Source organism: Shewanella indica, from assembly GCF_033842865.1.
GTDB classification, from domain to species: domain Bacteria; phylum Pseudomonadota; class Gammaproteobacteria; order Enterobacterales; family Shewanellaceae; genus Shewanella; species Shewanella indica.
This window is the reverse complement of sequence record NZ_JAWXXR010000001.1, coordinates 4,127,609-4,146,588: the sequence shown is the minus strand read 5'-3', so window position 1 is coordinate 4,146,588 and position 18,980 is coordinate 4,127,609. Positions and strand designations below refer to the sequence as shown.

The window sequence follows — 18,980 nt, the reverse complement described above, 5'->3', positions numbered from 1 at the left end:
ATAAATAAAGGGAAACCACTAGTGCTTCCTGTTTCTGCATCGATCAAGATGATGGTGGATTTCGAGCAGAGCAGTGCTCAGTTGGCGCTATCATGGCAGCTGTGTCGGATTGGCAGGTTTGAGCTCCTGAATTGATAAAAACTGCATATAAAAACGGCGCCGAAGCGCCGTTTTGGCCGATAAGGCAATGAGGCTCAATCCCCGAGGCCGTGTACCTTGTCGACACCGTTATTACGTCCCTCGGCATGACAGATGGCGCAGCTTTCGCTGCCGCTCAGATATACAGGTCCACCACTGGCATCCTTTTGGAAAACGCCACCGAAGGCTTCGGCATGGCTGGCCCAATCGTCCACCTGGACATGGCAACCACCACAGGCTGCAACCGTTGGAGAATACTCGGCTATTTGGCCTTTCTCGGTGGCGCCGGGAGTGGCGACCAACACGGAGGCGCTCTGGCTCAGTCCATCCAATGTAAGTTGACCCTTGCTATGGCAGGCGCGGCAATCATTGGCTGGCTTGGGATAAGTGGCTGTTTCTCGATCGCCACCCATACCGGCCACAGTACGGGTACCACTGTGCAGCGAATGCACCATTTCCCTGTAATTCAGGCTGTTATTCAGGGTACGGACAGCTTTTATCTGATCCATGCCCGGAGTGTGTTTCAGCCCCGCATTTAAGTACATATTGGTGTCATTGTTGTGGCAGTCGTTGCAGCTCTTGTCGGTCAGCGCCGTGGCACCTTGAGGCGCATGACAACTGCCGCAACTGTCATTACCTGGCTGGAAATGACTGGCCAGAGTATGAGCACTGACAACCCGCTGCTGCATATCGTTGTCATGACAGCGCTGGCAAGCGGTTTCATCGGCAATGGCTTTGCTGCTCGCCGGGGCGCCGATGAGCGACAAGGGGTTAGCGGCAATCACTTCGATTCGGGTAGAGCTGGTATCGCAAGCCACCGCAAAACCTGTATTGGGATCGGCACAGACAACCAGTTTTGCCCGAACTTGAGTCTTGTCCGGCTCACCGAAATCCGCTATCTGAAGCGGGCCTATGGCGGCGTTGAGACTGTGCCCCTGCATGGCCAGGGTGACGTCATCCCCAGGGTTGGTCAAATTCCAAATCTTGCGCTGACCATTGTTGAGCGGACGATTAAGCGGCTCAGGATCGCCACTGACGGTCAGCCACAAAGACTCAATGGCCGGATCGTCTGCAGGCAGGCGGCCTTGACTGCGAAAATCCAGGCTGATACTCAGCTTGTCGCCATTGATAGCGGCGGAGGAGATCGCAAAGGCGTACTCCTGTTTGATGAGTTTGCTTGTCCTGCCAAGGCTCAGGTGGATTTTACCTGCGCCCTCAGGATTACTGGCGTCCGGATGGCAACCGGAGCAGCTCTGTTGCCACCCTCTGGGGAAGAGTTCTCTATCGTGGAATAACGCACTGGCACTGCCATTCCAGTCATCCGGGGCATCTTTACTGTGACAGCTCAGGCAACTGTTACTGCCGGGAATAAAGTATTGACTGGCCTGCGGCGCCGCATCAGGAATATGGCAGCTTTTACAGTCGTTGATATCACCGGGATAGTGTAATTGGCTGTAGTCATATTCATGGCCCCGATAGCCAACGACCTTATAGTCGCCCTGGTGAATTTTGTGTGTCAGGGTCGCCATATCAAGCGCTGAGCCGGTTTCAGGGTCGCCCGAATAACTGGTGTGGCACATGACACAGCCTTCAAAGGCAAAACGCTTACTGCCGTGCATTAACAAACGCGCCTCACTGTTATCCCTGTCACTGCCGTGGCAGCGATAACATGCCTGCTGCTGATCCATCAGTACCCGGCTGTCTTCGGCTGCGGCGGCTTGGCCGGTTGCCGGAATAAAGTCATAGACACTGTTGATAAGCATACTGCTCGGTGAACTGTCGGCAGCGGGTTTGAGTTCCAGATAGACCCTGTGAGTCTTATCACTCTCATACTGGGTATCGAGCCCTTCAAAGCTTGGGTATTGATTGAGTGCCTTGCTGAATTGATAACGGTAACGCCCCTGGCCTAGGCTCTGTAGGCAGTCGAGTTTGCAGTCACTCTCAATCCCGGCTTGCCACTGCGCTGCGGCCTGTGCTGTTGCCCCTGTCCCCGGCTCAACCAGTTTATTGATATAGCTTATCCATTGGGGGGCGCGGCTTATTGCATAGCGTCCCTCTGCCGGCTTTGAATCGCCGTACATGGGCTGGGCGCTGCCCAACTTGGCTATGCCCATGGCCAAGGCTGAAACCTGTTCCAGTTGTTCCAGTCCTGTCACGGCAACACCGTTGGAGTCGCTTAAGAAAAAGTCGACCGAAACCCGGGTCTGCTCATCTATGGTGACGGCTTCGATATTGGCCTGCAGTGATTTGGCTTTGGCAATATTGATCCCCACTTCGCCAGGAGGACCCACTTGGCCGTCATCGCCATCGGAACATGCAGCCAATAAGCAAACCACCAGTGGAGATAGTTTCCACCAGGCGTTTTTAGGCTTGAATTTCATCATTTCCCATTCCTTTAAGTTTTTAGATTCTGTCGGGATTTCTAATTAGGAATGTATGCGAGGCTTAATCTATTTGATTTGAATAATTTGTCTGTGACCATCGTCAATATGTTCCAGCTATAACTGATAAGCGCAGATTCAGTCTAAGTTGTATTTTTCTATTTTGAGAAGATTGTAATTTTAATATTTGATTATGGTTTTAGATAATGAGATTGGCTGGCTTACCTGTGAGTAAATGTGACTCAGATTGGGAAAAAATGTCTGGATTTAATTAGCATGAGTCGTCGGGTTTTTGGTGTATGCATATTTAAATAATATTTCTTAAACTAATTAAGGAACGCAATATGATTACCAGACGAGGAATGCTGAAAGGGAGTATGGGAGCTGCCGTAGGCACTGTCTATGGTGGAACGCTTATCAGCTTTCTTACCGGTTGTGGCAGCGACAACGACAGCGATGAAAAGGTTGAGGTGTTACCCGGTGGATTGATGGTGGTTAATCCGGTTATCTGCGTCAGTTGCCGTCGCTGTGAAATCGCCTGTGGCTGGAACCATGAAGGTGATTGCAGCCCAACCCTGGCAAGGGTCAAAGTCGAACACAACATGAACTATGGGCCTCATGGTGTGCAATTCAATTACACAGAGCAGCGGGGTGAGTGCGGCGATCGAACTGTGGTGCCGGCCACTTGTCGCCATTGTGAGGTTTGTACAGAGGTCTGTCCGCAGCAGGCTATTTCAACTCATCCGGAAACCGGCGCTAAAGTGATAGATGAAAAGCGCTGTGTCGGCTGTGGTTATTGTGCCGATAAATGTCCGCAACAAGTGATCAAAGTTGTACGTAGCAAAATGAAAGCCGTGAAATGCGACCTGTGTCAGGGCGAACCGGCTTGCGCCCAGGTTTGTCCAACCGGTGCGATTAAGTTTTATACCTGGGAACAGGCGGAAGCTGCACTCGAACAATATGAAAAATATACTGGCCTGATCGGTTAATGAGGTAATAAAAAATGACAGATAAACTTGGCGGATGGGCCGGTAAAGTATTAAGAGTTAATTTAACAACCGGTGATATTACAACAGAGTCAACAGATAAGTATCATGATTATATTGGTGGTATGGGGATAGGCTATAAGATTCTTTGGGATGGCCATAAAGATAATATCAAGGCCACAGATCCTGAAAATATTATTGTATTCTCCGCCGGCCCGCTAACTGGTTCTGGGGTGATTTGTACTGGTCGTACAACTATTACTTCCCGCAGCCCGGTGATTAAAGATCATCTGATTTCTGATGGACATTTCGGTGGTCATTTTTCACCGGCAATGAAATATGCCGGATTTGATGCCATCGCCATTGAAGGTCGCGCCGCCGCACCGGTATGGCTCAGAGTTGAAGACGGTAAAGTTACATTGGAATCAGCCGCCGCGCTCTGGGGTAAGGGGATTTTTGATACCCACGCCATGATAGCCGAAATGATGGGCCCCAATGCCCAGGTGGCTGCCATAGGCCAGGCGGGGGAGAATCAGGTGCCGCTGTCAGTGATTATGACTCAGGGAGGGCATTCTGCCGGTGGTCATGGCGCCGTGCTCGGGTCAAAGAATTTTAAAGGGATAGGCATCATAGGCACAGGGGCTGTGGCTATTGCCGCCGATAATGCCAACATGCGTCGGCTCGATGACCATATTCTGGGGATAATAGGTGCCAACAACCAAGGGGTTGTACCTTCAACTCCGCAGTCCTGGGCCGAATACTCCAATGGTATCAGCCGCTGGAAAGCGCGTCCGGGGCTCAAATGGGGGCAGTCGGATCAGCAGATTGAGCTGGGCGAGGTGCCGTGGAATGAACGTAACAAGGTAGGCTTCCGTACCTCAATGGCCGAGATGTACTTCGGTGAAGAGTACGCCAACAAATGGATGAAGCGTACCGGTGGCTGTCATGCCTGCCCCATTCGCTGCTTCTGTGAACTCAAGGTGCCTGAGCTGAAACAGAAATATGGTCGTAAGAGCGAACATATCTCCAACGTCTGCATGGGATTCCTGGCGCCTCAGTATCTGATGGATACCAAGAAGGGCTCGGAAGAACATGCGATGACAGGTGCTCTGGGGGGCAACCTGATCGACGATTATGGCATCTGGTGTAACTATGGTCTGATTTCGCACCTGTTCAAATACCTTAAAAAACACGATATGTTCCAATATCTGTTGCCTAAAGAGGAGTTTGACAGCATCCCTTGGGATCTGTGGGACAAGAAAGATCCGGCGTTCCTTATCGATTTTTACCGCCGTATCGCCTATCGCGAAGGGGAAATTGCCCATATGGCCGATGGCATGTCGGATCTGATTGAGCGCTGGAAACTGGATGGACGTAATCCGGATCTCGGTTATTGGGATATCCACAAAGAATCCTCGGTGAAAATTTTCAATAAGAAGACCAACGCCGCTGTGCACCATGCCAGTGAGACCGCAGGGCAGGTGGGCACCCTGATCAATATGGTGTTCAACCGCGATGCTCAGTGTCACTCCCATATCAATATTGTTAACTGTGGCTTGCCTCAGGACATGATAGAAACCATAGCCGCCGAATTCTGGGGCGAAGGTGCCTTTGATAAGGTGAAATGGTATACCCCAATAAACCCGGCCAAGGTTAAGTTTGCCAAGTGGTCTTTGGTGAAAAACGTGCTGCACGACTCATTGACTCTCTGTAACTGGATGTTCCCCTTGCTGGCTTCGCCGGACAAGAATCGTAACTACCGCGGAGACAGCACCATAGAATCCCAGATGTTCTCTCTGGTTACAGGTAAAGAAGTGACTGAGACTGAGCTCGACTTTATGGCCGAGCGGGTACTGCATCTGCACCGGGCGCTGACTATCATTCAAATGAATGAGATCAATATGCGCAATGAGCACGATGTGCTCTGCGATTGGGTTTACGACCTGGACCCCGATAAAGCCTTCGGCGATGAAGGCACCATCAAGATGGACAGGGACGATATTCAAAAGGCGTTGGATATGTTCTATGACGATTTTGGTTGGGACAGGCAAACCGGGGCACCGCTGAGATCAACCCTGGAAAAATTCGGCCTGGGTTACGCAGCCGATGCTCTGGAGGCCCGTGGCTTGTTGCCGGGATAAAGCATGCTGGAACTGGTGGACTTTATCCGGTTGTTCAGCCAACACGGACGCCTGGTTTCCCTGCCGCAGCTGTTGGCTGTGGCGGGGGATGACTCAGAGAAGACTGTGGATGCGGTGCAAGAGTATATCCGTTTGATCCTGGCGCCTGAACACAAGGACCTGAAGATGCGTGTATCAGAGGGAGAACACTTCTTCTATTCAGACCGTTACATGGTAGACAGTTATGCCAACCGTTGGTTGGCACTGCAACGTGGGGAAGTTGCCTCGACCCTGGCGCAGCAGATACGCGAAGCCAGTTGTCGCCATACCGCTGTGCTTGAGGCTTCGGTTTTGGGCTATCCCCCTTATAGCTTGGATGCCGAAGCGCAGCAGGCGCTGCAACAACAGTTATTGGCGATGCCGGAATATGACGACATACGCTATGACATAGGCAACGATGGCAAGGGGTATTACTTCTCCACCGATGGTCTGAGTCCTGAGTATGCCAGAGTGCTCGCTGATTACGACCCGTTTGAATGGTCATGCTGAGTCTGGATGTCTGATGCCTCCCTGCGGGCGTGCTCCCGAGCATCAGACATCCGGGCGAGGCACCTATCCCGGGCTCCAATGCCCGGTTTTTCTTATCCTCTGCCGTCAAGCTCACAACATAAGCCTGTTCTCACAGTGCATTTTGCCGCAATGAGTGGAATAATATTGCCATTCGCTTTCTGGGAGGCAAACAGTGAACCGAGCGGTTTTTTTGGATAGAGATGGTGTAATCAATGTCGATCACGGCTATGTACATCAAATAGATGATTTTGAATATATTGAAGGTGTCTTTGATGCTTGCCTGGCGTTGAAGTGCCAAGGCTATAAGCTGGTGGTGGTGACCAATCAGTCGGGAATTGCCCGTGGGCTCTACACTGAAGATCAGTTTGCCAGTCTCACCGAATGGATGGATTGGAACTTTGCCGACAAGGGGGTGGATCTCGATGGCATCTATTACTGCCCGCACCACCCGGAGAAGGGCATAGGTGAATACAAACAGGATTGTGACTGTCGTAAACCCAAGGCGGGAATGATCAACAGTGCAGCCAGTTTCCTTAAGCTGGAACTTGCCGCCAGTGTAATGGTCGGTGACAAGGCCGATGATATGCGCGCTGCCAAAGCGGCGGGGATCCCGGTGCGGATCCTGGTCAGAAGTGGTAAAGAGGTGACTCAGGAAGCTATGGATGAGGCGAGCGTAGTACTGGATAGCATTGCCGATGTACCTAAATACTTGGCATCATTGGCCTGAGTTGGTCGATTAGCGCGCGCCTTGGCGCAATAGTGAACACTTGAAGACTTTGATAAGAAAAATCGCCTTTTAGGGGTTGCGCAAAAATTCAGGCTCCCTATAATGCGCAACCACTGACCCGCGACAGGGTCTGGAAGTCAAAGGTTCAAACATCGAATGCTTTAAGCTAAAATGTTTGGCTGGCTTCCTTTGCTCTTTAACAATCTATCAAGCAATCTGTGTGGACACTCACAGGCATTGAGAAATCGACAAAACGATTTAACTCGATGAAGAGTGTTCATACGAACAGAATTCATTGAGTCGATTCTTCGGAATCAACCAAAACTTTAATTGAAGAGTTTGATCATGGCTCAGATTGAACGCTGGCGGCAGGCCTAACACATGCAAGTCGAGCGGTAACATTTCAAAAGCTTGCTTTTGAAGATGACGAGCGGCGGACGGGTGAGTAATGCCTGGGAATTTGCCCATTTGTGGGGGATAACAGTTGGAAACGACTGCTAATACCGCATACGCCCTACGGGGGAAAGCAGGGGAACTTCGGTCCTTGCGCTGATGGATAAGCCCAGGTGGGATTAGCTAGTAGGTGGGGTAATGGCTCACCTAGGCAACGATCCCTAGCTGGTCTGAGAGGATGATCAGCCACACTGGGACTGAGACACGGCCCAGACTCCTACGGGAGGCAGCAGTGGGGAATATTGCACAATGGGGGAAACCCTGATGCAGCCATGCCGCGTGTGTGAAGAAGGCCTTCGGGTTGTAAAGCACTTTCAGCGAGGAGGAAAGGGTGTAAGTTAATACCTTACATCTGTGACGTTACTCGCAGAAGAAGCACCGGCTAACTCCGTGCCAGCAGCCGCGGTAATACGGAGGGTGCGAGCGTTAATCGGAATTACTGGGCGTAAAGCGTGCGCAGGCGGTTTGTTAAGCGAGATGTGAAAGCCCCGGGCTCAACCTGGGAACCGCATTTCGAACTGGCAAACTAGAGTCTTGTAGAGGGGGGTAGAATTCCAGGTGTAGCGGTGAAATGCGTAGAGATCTGGAGGAATACCGGTGGCGAAGGCGGCCCCCTGGACAAAGACTGACGCTCAGGCACGAAAGCGTGGGGAGCAAACAGGATTAGATACCCTGGTAGTCCACGCTGTAAACGATGTCTACTCGGAGTTTGGTGTCTTGAACACTGGGCTCTCAAGCTAACGCATTAAGTAGACCGCCTGGGGAGTACGGCCGCAAGGTTAAAACTCAAATGAATTGACGGGGGCCCGCACAAGCGGTGGAGCATGTGGTTTAATTCGATGCAACGCGAAGAACCTTACCTACTCTTGACATCCAGAGAACTTTCCAGAGATGGATTGGTGCCTTCGGGAACTCTGAGACAGGTGCTGCATGGCTGTCGTCAGCTCGTGTTGTGAAATGTTGGGTTAAGTCCCGCAACGAGCGCAACCCCTATCCTTACTTGCCAGCGGGTAATGCCGGGAACTTTAGGGAGACTGCCGGTGATAAACCGGAGGAAGGTGGGGACGACGTCAAGTCATCATGGCCCTTACGAGTAGGGCTACACACGTGCTACAATGGTCGGTACAGAGGGTTGCGAAGCCGCGAGGTGGAGCTAATCTCATAAAGCCGGTCGTAGTCCGGATTGGAGTCTGCAACTCGACTCCATGAAGTCGGAATCGCTAGTAATCGTGGATCAGAATGCCACGGTGAATACGTTCCCGGGCCTTGTACACACCGCCCGTCACACCATGGGAGTGGGCTGCACCAGAAGTAGATAGCTTAACCTTCGGGAGGGCGTTTACCACGGTGTGGTTCATGACTGGGGTGAAGTCGTAACAAGGTAGCCCTAGGGGAACCTGGGGCTGGATCACCTCCTTACCTAAGCGATAATTGGTGCTTTTGAGTGTTCACACAGATTGCTTGATAAAAGAAGTAGAGCATGGGGGTCTGTAGCTCAGGTGGTTAGAGCGTTCGCCTGATAAGCGAGAGGTCGGTAGTTCGAGTCTACTCAGACCCACCAATTCTTCCGCTATTCTGCGTTAAACAGGTCGTCGTTTACTCCAGTAAACTTCCTCCCTGTCTGCCTTGATTAGTGTCGAAGGAATGAACAGAACGGTGTTCAAGACTGTTTGCGAGAGCTTTTTATCGAGTTTGAGGCGAAAGCTAACAACAAAATCGGTAACAAGAAGCGCAAAGAAAACGGGGCTATAGCTCAGCTGGGAGAGCGCCTGCCTTGCACGCAGGAGGTCTGCGGTTCGATCCCGCATAGCTCCACCACTTCCCTTGGAAGTGCTGGAACCGTCACTCTACAAAGGACGAGAGACGCCAAAGATAAGTCAGTATTTATCTTTGGCTTTTTTAAGCCCGCTCTTTAACAATTTGGAAAGCTGATAGTAGACATCAAGACGACTCTTAGGAGTTGGAATTGATGAATACAAATTGAGTTCTCAAACACTTCAATCAAGTGTTTTGGAAATTCTTCAAGGCGAGTCCACTTCCTTAACCCGGAGGTGAGACAAGTAAACCTAAGCTGGTTGCGATACAACCCGTGTTTTCCGCTATGTTGCCGATAAGGCAGCGCGCAGTCAGGCGACATGGTGTCTAAGCGGTGATTTGAGTGAGGAAAGAGTGTAGCAGCGCTACATGACTGACGAATGAAAAGCACAATAACGACAACATGAGTACTGACAAGCGAGATGAAAACTCATCCGGGTTGTATGGTTAAGCGACCAAGCGTATACGGTGGATGCCTTGGCAGTCAGAGGCGATGAAGGACGTAGTAACTTGCGAAAAGCGTTGGTGAGCTAGTAACAAGCATTTGAGCCAGCGATGTCCGAATGGGGAAACCCGGCACCATAAGGTGTCATCAATACGTGAATACATAGCGTATTGAGGCGAACGAGGGGAACTGAAACATCTAAGTACCCTCAGGAAAAGAAATCAACCGAGATTCCCCAAGTAGCGGCGAGCGAACGGGGATTAGCCCTTAAGTCTTTGGGGTGTTAGTGGAATGTGTTGGAAAGCACAGCGGCACAGGGTGATAGCCCCGTACATGTAAACTAACCAGAGATGAAATCGAGTAAGGCGGCACACGTGACATGTTGTCTGAATATGGGGGGACCATCCTCCAAGGCTAAATACTCCTGACTGACCGATAGTGAACCAGTACCGTGAGGGAAAGGCGAAAAGAACCCCTGTGAGGGGAGTGAAATAGAACCTGAAACCGTATACGTACAAGCAGTGGAAGCGGTACTTGAGACCGTGACTGCGTACCTTTTGTATAATGGGTCAGCGACTTACATTTAGTAGCGAGGTTAAGCGAATAGCGGAGCCGTAGGGAAACCGAGTGTTAACTGCGCGTTTAGTTGCTAGGTGTAGACCCGAAACCCGGTGATCTAGCCATGGGCAGGTTGAAGGTTGAGTAACATCAACTGGAGGACCGAACCGACTAATGTTGAAAAATTAGCGGATGACTTGTGGCTGGGGGTGAAAGGCCAATCAAACCGGGAGATATCTGGTTCTCCTCGAAAGCTATTTAGGTAGCGCCTCGGACGAACACCTTTGGGGGTAGAGCACTGTTAAGGCTAGGGGGTCATCCCGACTTACCAACCCTTTGCAAACTCCGAATACCAAAGAGTGCTATCCGGGAGACAGACGGCGGGTGCTAACGTCCGTCGTCAAAAGGGAAACAACCCAGACCGTCAGCTAAGGTCCCAAAGTAATTGCTAAGTGGGAAACGATGTGGGAAGGCTTAGACAGCTAGGATGTTGGCTTAGAAGCAGCCATCATTTAAAGAAAGCGTAATAGCTCACTAGTCGAGTCGGCCTGCGCGGAAGATGTAACGGGGCTAAGCAATTCACCGAAGCTACGGGTACTGATGCTTGCATCAGTGCGGTAGAGGAGCGTTCTGTAAGCCGTTGAAGGCGAAGGGGTAACCCACGCTGGAGGTATCAGAAGTGCGAATGCTGACATGAGTAACGATAAAGGGGGTGAAAAACCCCCTCGCCGAAAGACCAAGGGTTCCTGTCCAACGTTAATCGGGGCAGGGTGAGTCGACCCCTAAGGCGAGGCTGAAAGGCGTAGTCGATGGGAAACGGGTTAATATTCCCGTACTTCTGCTAACTGCGATGGAGAGACGGAGAAGGCTAGGCCAGCGCGGCGTTGGTTGTCCGCGTTTAAGGTAGTAGGTGGTGTGCTTAGGCAAATCCGGGCACACATACACTGAGAGCTGACGACGAGTCCCTACGGGGATGAAGTGGTTGATGCCATGCTTCCAGGAAAATCTTCTAAGCTTCAGGTTAGTAGAAATCGTACCCCAAACCGACACAGGTGGTCGGGTAGAGAATACCAAGGCGCTTGAGAGAACTCGGCTGAAGGAACTAGGCAAAATGGTACCGTAACTTCGGGAGAAGGTACGCTGCCGGCGGTGAAGACCTCGCGTCGTAAGCTGCTGGCAGTCGCAGATACCAGGTGGCTGCAACTGTTTATCAAAAACACAGCACTGTGCAAAATCGCAAGATGACGTATACGGTGTGACGCCTGCCCGGTGCCGGAAGGTTAATTGATTGGGTTATCTTCGGAGAAGCTCATGATCGAAGCCCCGGTAAACGGCGGCCGTAACTATAACGGTCCTAAGGTAGCGAAATTCCTTGTCGGGTAAGTTCCGACCTGCACGAATGGCGTAATGATGGCCACGCTGTCTCCAGCCGAGACTCAGTGAAGTTGAAATTGCGGTGAAGATGCCGTATACCCGCGGCTAGACGGAAAGACCCCGTGAACCTTTACTATAGCTTGGCACTGAACATTGACCCTACATGTGTAGGATAGGTGGGAGACTTTGAAGCGAGAACGCCAGTTCTTGTGGAGTCAACCTTGAAATACCACCCTTGTAGTGTTGATGTTCTAACCTTGGTCCCTTATCGGGATTAGGGACAGTGCCTGGTGGGTAGTTTGACTGGGGCGGTCTCCTCCCAAAGAGTAACGGAGGAGCACGAAGGTTGGCTAAGTACGGTCGGACATCGTACGGTTAGTGCAATGGCATAAGCCAGCTTAACTGCGAGACAGACACGTCGAGCAGATGCGAAAGCAGGTCATAGTGATCCGGTGGTTCTGAATGGAAGGGCCATCGCTCAACGGATAAAAGGTACTCCGGGGATAACAGGCTGATACCGCCCAAGAGTTCATATCGACGGCGGTGTTTGGCACCTCGATGTCGGCTCATCACATCCTGGGGCTGAAGTCGGTCCCAAGGGTATGGCTGTTCGCCATTTAAAGTGGTACGCGAGCTGGGTTCAGAACGTCGTGAGACAGTTCGGTCCCTATCTGCCGTGGGCGTTGGATGATTGAGGGGAGCTGCTCCTAGTACGAGAGGACCGGAGTGGACGAACCGCTGGTGTTCGGGTTGTCATGCCAATGGCATTGCCCGGTAGCTACGTTCGGAATCGATAACCGCTGAAAGCATCTAAGCGGGAAGCGAGCCCCAAGATGAGTCATCCCTAGGTCCTAGAGACCTCTAAAGAGCCGTTCGAGACCAGGACGTTGATAGGCAGGGTGTGTAAGCGTTGCGAGGCGTTGAGCTAACCTGTACTAATGACTCGAGAGGCTTAACCATACAACCCAGATGGGTTTTACGGACTTGAAGAAGTTAGATACTTGATTGAAGTTTGAACTCAGCTCTGAAAAGAGCACAGCCAAGAATACCGGTCGCTTAGCTCAGCCGGGAGAGCACCTCCCTTACAAGGAGGGGGTCACTGGTTCGATCCCAGTAGCGACCACCATATTTCAAAGCAACAGCTTTCTGAATTTAGGAATAAATTTATCAAATACATCCCTGTATTTGACCCTAACGGGCCGCGCTAAAGCGCGTTTAAAATTTGTTCCATACAATTTTATGTCTGGTGACAATAGCATTGTGGTCCCACCTGATCCCATCCCGAACTCAGAAGTGAAACGCAATCGCGCCGATGGTAGTGTGGGGTCTCCCCATGTGAGAGTAGGTCATCGCCAGACGCCCAATAAAATGAAAATCCCCAGCACTCTGTGTTGGGGATTTTTCGTTTTAATAGCATTTTGATATGTCCACTCTCACATGGGGAAGATAAAGAGTCCGAACGCAGTGAGGCACAATCCCATGTGGAGTAGGGTGAGGTTGTCGTGTTTATCAAACTCAGTTTGATGCGACAAACGAACGCGCAGAGCTTGCTCGAAGCTGGCCATCGCCAGACGCCACTTTGGTTTTCACTTTTTACTCTTTATCAAAGAAATGAGTGAAGACAAAACAGTAACAAAAGGGCCCTAGCATTTAGCTAGGGCCCTTTTGTTTGTCTCGTTTCCAGCGACATGCAGCCCAAAGCTGCTGGCGCAGTGTGTGCCCCTCAGCTCGCAGCCAAGCTGCTTCGCGCTCCAGCCATCTATCAAGCTGTGCTTGATGAGCAGATATCTTTCACCCCCATGTGAGATGCTGCTGTGGATATGTTGAGAATGGCTCGACTGGTTTATCCGGTCAGATTTATCGGGGGGACTACCTATCCAGTCTCTGGAGCACAGAGACTTCATCCGACCGCTATCCTCAATAAAGGTATTCGAGACTCAAGCAGAGAAGCCACCTGAATCAGGTGGCTTTCTGTATTTGGAACGAGTTTATACCCACCTTGGGTTTAGTGCAGCTTGATTCAGTCAGATGGTTACTTATGGGGATCCATTTGGCTCCGTTTAGAAGCTGCCGCGAATACCCACGGCTATCTGGGTACCGAAGCGTTCCAGATAATTCACCTGATCTTCGCGTTTGATGTAACCGGAGTAGCGGTTGTTGGTCAGGTTGGAGGCTTCACTGAACAGGGTCAAGTCGTCTGTGATGTCGTAGCTGATGCTGGCATCCAACTGGCCGTAATCGTCTATCCAGGCCGGGCCGCCCCAGGCATCCGGATCCACCAGGAACTTGCTGCGCCAGTTATAGGCAAGGCGCGCCTGCAAACCATACTGCTCATAGTAGAGCACGGCATTGTAGGAGTTCTCGGACATCCCCTTGAAGGGCAGATCCTTGGCTTTCAGCTCAGGATCGTCATAACTGCTGTCCACATAGGTGTAGTTAAGCTGCCAGCCAAAGCCGTTGAATGGCTCAGGCAACCACTGTTCGAGGGATTGTTGCCAGGCAATTTCAAAGCCCTGCACTTTGGCACCGTACTGTCCGGAAACCGGCTGGCTTACCAGGTAACGGTTGCCATCGACCTCCATGGGGGTCTTTTCATCAGAGATAAAGGAGTCGATATCCTTGATGAACAGGGCGCCGCTCAGTGAACTGCTGTCGCCGTAATACCACTCCAGCGCCAGATCCGCCTGTTTGGCCTGCTCGGGTTCAACTCCGGGATTACCGCGCACCAGAGTTGGTAAGCCCTGCTCCTGACTGGTGAAGTTGGGCGCAGCCCAGACTCTGAGCGAGTAGAGTGACGGGCGGCTCAATACTTCGGCGGCCGAGATACGCAGCAGCAGATCGTCCTGCAGGTTCAGCTTGAAGTTGAGGCTTGGCAATATGTTGGTATAGCTGTCGCTGTAGTTTACCGGGCTGACGGTGCGCCAGTCATCGTTGAGCGGCTGACCGGCATCATCCAGCACTACCTTGCTCAAGTCATAGCCAAAGCCTTCGGAATCGACTTGGGTGCGACTGGCCCTGACCCCCAGATTGAGCATATAGGGCAGATCGAACAGCAGCTCTTCAATAGTTATCTGCACATAGGCCGAGGTCACAGCCTCGCTTACCTCATAAGTACCGGCCTGATTGGCACTGGCTACTATGGCCTCATTGGCGGCATCGCTGTTGATGGAGCGGTAGTATTCCAGCAACTTGTCATAGTCAAAGCTGGGCCAGGGATCCGGTGAGATGCTGTTTTCGCCGTCGAGGAAGTTATCGAAGTTGGCGGGCACAAACACATTGCCCGGAATTTGGAACAGCTCAAACTCGCCTTGAGTGAAGACTCCCGAGCCGTCAAAAGCATAACCGTCGCGGGTTAGATAGTAGCCGCCGCGACTGAATTGGCTGGGGTTTTTCGATCTGAACTCATTCTGGCTCTTGACCTGCTTGACATAGTTTATCCCGGCATCCAGCTTGCTGATAAAGCCGCTTTCCGGCAAATACTGGGTCATCAGCTTAAGATCCGTTACCTTGTCATCCACGCCAGTGCCACTGTTTAGGCTGTAGTGGGCACCATAGGTCTGCTCGCTGGTGAGTCCCGGGCCTATCACCACATCCGGCAGCATCTGGCCATTGGTGTAGTCGATATCTATGCTGTCGACAAAGCCGCGGGCGACGATGAAGCGATTGTCGCCCTTGTTCTTGTTTTTGGCGGCCGAGTAGGCAAGATCGGCGGTGACCGACCAATTGGGGGTGATAAACAGCGCCGTATTCAGTGCCAGTTGGTAGGTGTCTGTCTTGCGCGGTGTGCTCAGGTTAAGCAGCTCCACCATAGTGTTGTCGCCCTGCTGGCGCATGGAAACCACTCGCCCCAGCTCATCGAACTGCGCATCGCTGAACAGCGGGGTACCCGGTGTCCACTCCTCGTCATAGTTGACAAGCCCTATCTGGTATTTGTGTCCATCGGTATTGTAGCGAGAGTAGAGGGCGTCGAAATTGACATCCAGATTATCCAGTGGCCGCCATTGCAGTGCCAGGGTGCCACCGATGCGTTCGCGTACGTCCTGGGCGTTGGCATAGTACATGTAACTGGGTATTTTGGAGGCGTAGATTTCGCCTTCATCAATCACACCATTGCCGTTGGTGTCTACCGGCACCCCGGCGCTGTCGACACCCCAGCCTTCCTCTTCATCGAAAAAACCATCGGCGGAATAGGTGTCGGCTCTGAGGGTTTTCTTGGAGTAAACGGCGGAAAACAGAGCGCCGAAACTGTCGTCATCGGACTTGTCGCCTATGATGAGAGATGCGTGCGGGTGCAGGTCTTCGGTGCGCGACTCATAGATACCCTTGGCCGAGGCTTGCAGGGTAAAACCGTCCAAATCCAAAGGCTTGCGGGTCTGAATATCCACAATTGCCCCTATGCCTCCTTCGGTGAGCCGCGCCTCGGGAGACTTGTAAACCGCCAGCACATTGACCAGCTCCGAGGCTATGGTGTCAAAGTTGAAGTCCCGCCCGGCGTTGTCCGACGCCAGTTTGCGGCCATTGAGGGTAGTGATGTTGTAGCCGTCCCCCAGGCCGCGGATCAGTATGTTCTGCCCCTCGCCGCCGTTGCGGGTAATGGTCACTCCGGGAATACGTTGCAGTGCTTCGGCCAGGTTTTCATCCGGAAACTTGCCTATATCATCGGCCACCACAAGATCCACCACTGCGGTGGCATTCTGTTTCAGAAACAGCGACTCCTTAATGGCTGAGCGGATACCCGTTACCTGGATCCTTTCCAGCTCGGCATCCTGCTGTTGAGCTGAGTTTTGTTGTGTTTGAGCCTTGTTTTCCTTGTCGGACTCGTCATTGGCCGTAACCGGCTGTGTTGCCAGCGCACTGGCAACTGCCAGGGCAATTAGGGCAGGTTGGGTGGCTAAGAGCTTCATGGGTTCCCCGCTGTTTGTTTTTATCAGGCTTAATGCCTTTCGCTTTTGTTATTTTTCGAAAGCATTAAAAACAGCAAAATGCTTTCGATTGCTTATTTATAGCGTTAAAAACTCTATGTGATCAATAAAAAAATGTAAAATGTCTTTTAATTATTTTCGGTTTGGTGCATAGTTTAGCTAGTTGAAAGTGAAAATTTGTTGTTGGTTTTGGCTTAAGTCGTTGTGGTATAAGAATTGTTGTTATGATTTGACGACGTTGCTAGTAGATTGAAAGCTTTCGAAAGCCAGTGCAGGTTCACCTGCTCCAGAGCGCAACAAACAAAACAGGAAGAGTGCAGTGAATAATCTCAACACTATTGAGAGGCAGCAGGAGATAGTCCGGCTGACCCAGCAACAGGGAAAGGTGTCGGTCACCGAGCTGGCAAATCGCTTCGGGGTCTCGGAAGTCACCATACGCTCGGATCTGGCGGTATTGGATCAAAAGCAATTGTTGGTGCGCTCCCGCGGTGGCGCCATGGTCAACTCCGACCTTATTCGTGAACTGTCACTGAAAGAGAAGGGCCACTGCTACTCGGCACTGAAGCAGGAGCTGGGCAAGGTGGCGGCCTCTTTGGTTAATGATGGCGACCGCCTGTTGCTGGACTCAGGCACCACTACCCAGCAAGTCGCGGCCAACCTCCTTGAACATCAAGATCTTATTGTGATGACTAACGGCCTTAACATAGCCACTGAGCTGGCGCGTTCCGACGACGTTGAGGTGATGCTCACCGGCGGCTTGCTGCGCAAGAAGTCGATGTCTTTCTATGGTTCCATCGCCGAGAAGAGTCTCAGGGATTACAACTTCAACAAGCTGATCCTCGGGGTGGATGGTTTTGATCTCAAGGCAGGTCTCACCACCCATTTTGAGAAGGAAGCCAGTCTCAACCGCATGATGTGTGAGATTGCCAGCGAGATCATAGTGGTTACCGATTCATCCAAATTCGACCAACAGGCGTTTCATGTAATTTGTGCCAGTCGGCAGATCCAGCAACTGGTGACCGACAACGGCATTCCCGAGCGCTATGTGGAAGAACTCACCAAGCAAGGGGTGCAGCTGCACCTGATAGATAAAAACAAATAACAAGGGGAGAAGTTATGTCTGGTTTTGATCGTCGTTCCTTTCTGAAAGCTTCGGTGGCCACAGCTGCTGCCTCGGCGCTGGCTGGCTGCGCCGCCAATGCCGGTTCATCTGCACTGGCACCCAAGGCCAGTGGCCGCTCTGTCATGGGGCTGGTGGTTCCGAAAATGGCCGAAGTGCGGGTGGGGCTAATCGGCGTCGGTGAGCGAGGTGTGGGGTTCATTCACCATTTCAACAACATAGAGGGCGCCAGGGTAACAGCTATCTGCGATACCGATCCCCTGGTCATAGAACGTGCCAAGAAGGTAATGAGTGACGCAGGCTTGGCCCAGCCCGGTTATTATTTCCAGGGCAAACACGCCTATCGTGAATTGTTGGCACGCCAGGATGTGGACATAGTGGTCATTGCCACACCTTGGGAATGGCACCACCCCATGGCCAAAGAGGCTATGCTGGCCGGCAAACACGCCTTTGTTGAAGTGCCTATGGGGATCACCATGGAGCAGCTCTGGGATCTGGTGGACACAGCCGAGCAAACCCAGCGTAACTGCATGATGATGGAAAACGTCTGCTACGGTCGCGACGAGCTGATGGTGCTCAACATGGTACGCCAGGGGCTGTTCGGCGAACTGCTGCACGGTGAGGCCGCTTATATTCACGAGCTGCGCTGGCAGATGAAGGAGATAGATCGCAAGACGGGCTCTTGGCGCACCAAGTATCACGCCTTGATTGACGGTAACCTGTATCCTACCCATGGCTTGGGGCCTGTGTCCCAGTACATGAATATCAACCGCGGGGACAGGTTCGACTATCTCACTTCCATGAGCTCTCCGTCGCTTGGGCGTGCTGCCTATGCCAAGCGTGAATTCCCCGCCGACCATGCCCGCAACAAGCTCAACTATATCTGCGGCGATATCAATACCAGTCTTATCAAGACGGTTAAAGGCCGAACCATCATGGTGCAACACGACACCACAACGCCGCGTCCTTACAGCCGCCATAACCTGATTCAGGGCACCAATGGGGTGTTTGCCGGTTTCCCCAACCGCATAGCGCTGGAGCAGGGCGGCAGTGGCAGCTTCCACCATTGGGACCAGGATATGACCCAGTGGTATGCCAAGTATGACCATCCGCTGTGGTTGCAGATGGGCGAGGCGGCCGAAAAGAACGGCGGTCATGGCGGCATGGACTTTTTAATGTGCTGGCGGATGATCTACTGCCTGCGTAACGGCGAGCCGCTGGATCAGGATGTGTATGACGGTGCGGCCTGGTCGGCGGTGCAGCCTCTGTCGGCGGCTTCAGTGGCCGATCGCGGTAACTCCAAGGACTTCCCCGACTTTACCCGAGGCGTGTGGCAGAGCGCCAAACCGCTTGGCATTGTAGGTTGAGGTA

Annotated in this window: 8 protein-coding genes, 3 tRNA genes and 3 rRNA genes; 12 read left to right on the top strand and 2 right to left on the bottom strand. The window is 52.0% G+C overall.

Going from position 1 to position 18,980, the window contains the following annotated elements; all coding sequences use genetic code 11:
- Positions 1-194: 194 nt before the first annotated feature.
- Positions 195-2,522 (bottom strand): OmcA/MtrC family decaheme c-type cytochrome, encoded by a 2,328-nt coding sequence (locus SIL79_RS18595; protein WP_319619861.1) that lies wholly within the window; start codon positions 2,520-2,522, stop codon positions 195-197.
- 341 nt (positions 2,523-2,863) lie between these two features.
- On the opposite strand from SIL79_RS18595, the gene SIL79_RS18590 reads away from it, so the two are divergent.
- From SIL79_RS18590 to rrf, 10 genes are all read left to right on the top strand, one after another.
- The gene (locus SIL79_RS18590) at positions 2,864-3,508 is read left to right on the top strand and encodes a 4Fe-4S dicluster domain-containing protein (RefSeq protein WP_039035623.1); all 645 of its coding nucleotides are present in this window, start codon (positions 2,864-2,866) and stop codon (positions 3,506-3,508) included.
- 14 nt (positions 3,509-3,522) lie between these two features.
- Entirely contained in the window at positions 3,523-5,646 is a 2,124-nt protein-coding gene (locus SIL79_RS18585) for an aldehyde ferredoxin oxidoreductase (protein ID WP_071476170.1), read from the top strand.
- A 3-nt stretch (positions 5,647-5,649) separates the two neighbouring features.
- Positions 5,650-6,174: a hypothetical protein gene (locus SIL79_RS18580; RefSeq protein ID WP_071476171.1), complete on the top strand. Its 525-nt coding sequence runs from the start codon at positions 5,650-5,652 to the stop codon at positions 6,172-6,174.
- 193 nt (positions 6,175-6,367) lie between these two features.
- The gene (gene gmhB / locus SIL79_RS18575; RefSeq protein WP_039035626.1) at positions 6,368-6,922 is read left to right on the top strand and encodes a D-glycero-beta-D-manno-heptose 1,7-bisphosphate 7-phosphatase; all 555 of its coding nucleotides are present in this window, start codon (positions 6,368-6,370) and stop codon (positions 6,920-6,922) included.
- Positions 6,923-7,249: 327 nt separating this feature from the next.
- Positions 7,250-8,794: ribosomal RNA gene (locus SIL79_RS18570) — 16S ribosomal RNA — on the top strand.
- 65 nt (positions 8,795-8,859) lie between these two features.
- Positions 8,860-8,936, top strand: a tRNA-Ile gene (locus tag SIL79_RS18565).
- A 181-nt stretch (positions 8,937-9,117) separates the two neighbouring features.
- A tRNA-Ala gene (locus tag SIL79_RS18560) sits at positions 9,118-9,193 on the top strand.
- A gap of 442 nt (positions 9,194-9,635) precedes the next feature.
- Positions 9,636-12,527, top strand: a 23S ribosomal RNA gene (locus SIL79_RS18555).
- A gap of 90 nt (positions 12,528-12,617) precedes the next feature.
- Positions 12,618-12,693: transfer RNA gene (locus SIL79_RS18550), tRNA-Val, on the top strand.
- 116 nt (positions 12,694-12,809) lie between these two features.
- Positions 12,810-12,925: ribosomal RNA gene (gene rrf / locus SIL79_RS18545) — 5S ribosomal RNA — on the top strand.
- The 16S, 23S and 5S rRNA genes sit together here with 3 tRNA genes alongside, the layout of an rRNA operon.
- 702 nt (positions 12,926-13,627) lie before the next feature.
- Here the strand turns inward: rrf and SIL79_RS18540 are convergent.
- On the bottom strand, positions 13,628-16,471 hold the full coding sequence (locus SIL79_RS18540; RefSeq protein ID WP_319619860.1) for a TonB-dependent receptor: 2,844 nt from the start codon (positions 16,469-16,471) through the stop codon (positions 13,628-13,630).
- Positions 16,472-16,808: 337 nt separating this feature from the next.
- Here SIL79_RS18540 and agaR point away from each other — a divergent pair, with 337 nt between their 5' ends.
- Both agaR and SIL79_RS18530 read left to right on the top strand, forming a co-directional pair.
- The gene (gene agaR, locus SIL79_RS18535) at positions 16,809-17,591 is read left to right on the top strand and encodes a transcriptional repressor AgaR (protein ID WP_319619859.1); all 783 of its coding nucleotides are present in this window, start codon (positions 16,809-16,811) and stop codon (positions 17,589-17,591) included.
- A gap of 14 nt (positions 17,592-17,605) precedes the next feature.
- Complete coding sequence (locus SIL79_RS18530; protein WP_319619858.1) at positions 17,606-18,976, top strand: Gfo/Idh/MocA family protein; 1,371 nt, start codon at positions 17,606-17,608, stop codon at positions 18,974-18,976.
- Positions 18,977-18,980: the final 4 nt, after the last annotated feature.

Bases quoted from the DNA above. Each gene is read 5' to 3' on its own strand.
- SIL79_RS18595 (WP_319619861.1), bottom strand. From the start codon at position 2,522: ATGATGAAATTCAAGCCTAAAAACGCCTGGTGGAAACTATCTCCACTG.
- SIL79_RS18590 (WP_039035623.1), top strand. From the start codon at position 2,864: ATGATTACCAGACGAGGAATGCTGAAAGGGAGTATGGGAGCTGCCGTA.
- SIL79_RS18585 (WP_071476170.1), top strand. From the start codon at position 3,523: ATGACAGATAAACTTGGCGGATGGGCCGGTAAAGTATTAAGAGTTAAT.
- SIL79_RS18580 (WP_071476171.1), top strand. From the start codon at position 5,650: ATGCTGGAACTGGTGGACTTTATCCGGTTGTTCAGCCAACACGGACGC.
- SIL79_RS18540 (WP_319619860.1), bottom strand. From the start codon at position 16,471: ATGAAGCTCTTAGCCACCCAACCTGCCCTAATTGCCCTGGCAGTTGCC.
- SIL79_RS18530 (WP_319619858.1), top strand. From the start codon at position 17,606: ATGTCTGGTTTTGATCGTCGTTCCTTTCTGAAAGCTTCGGTGGCCACA.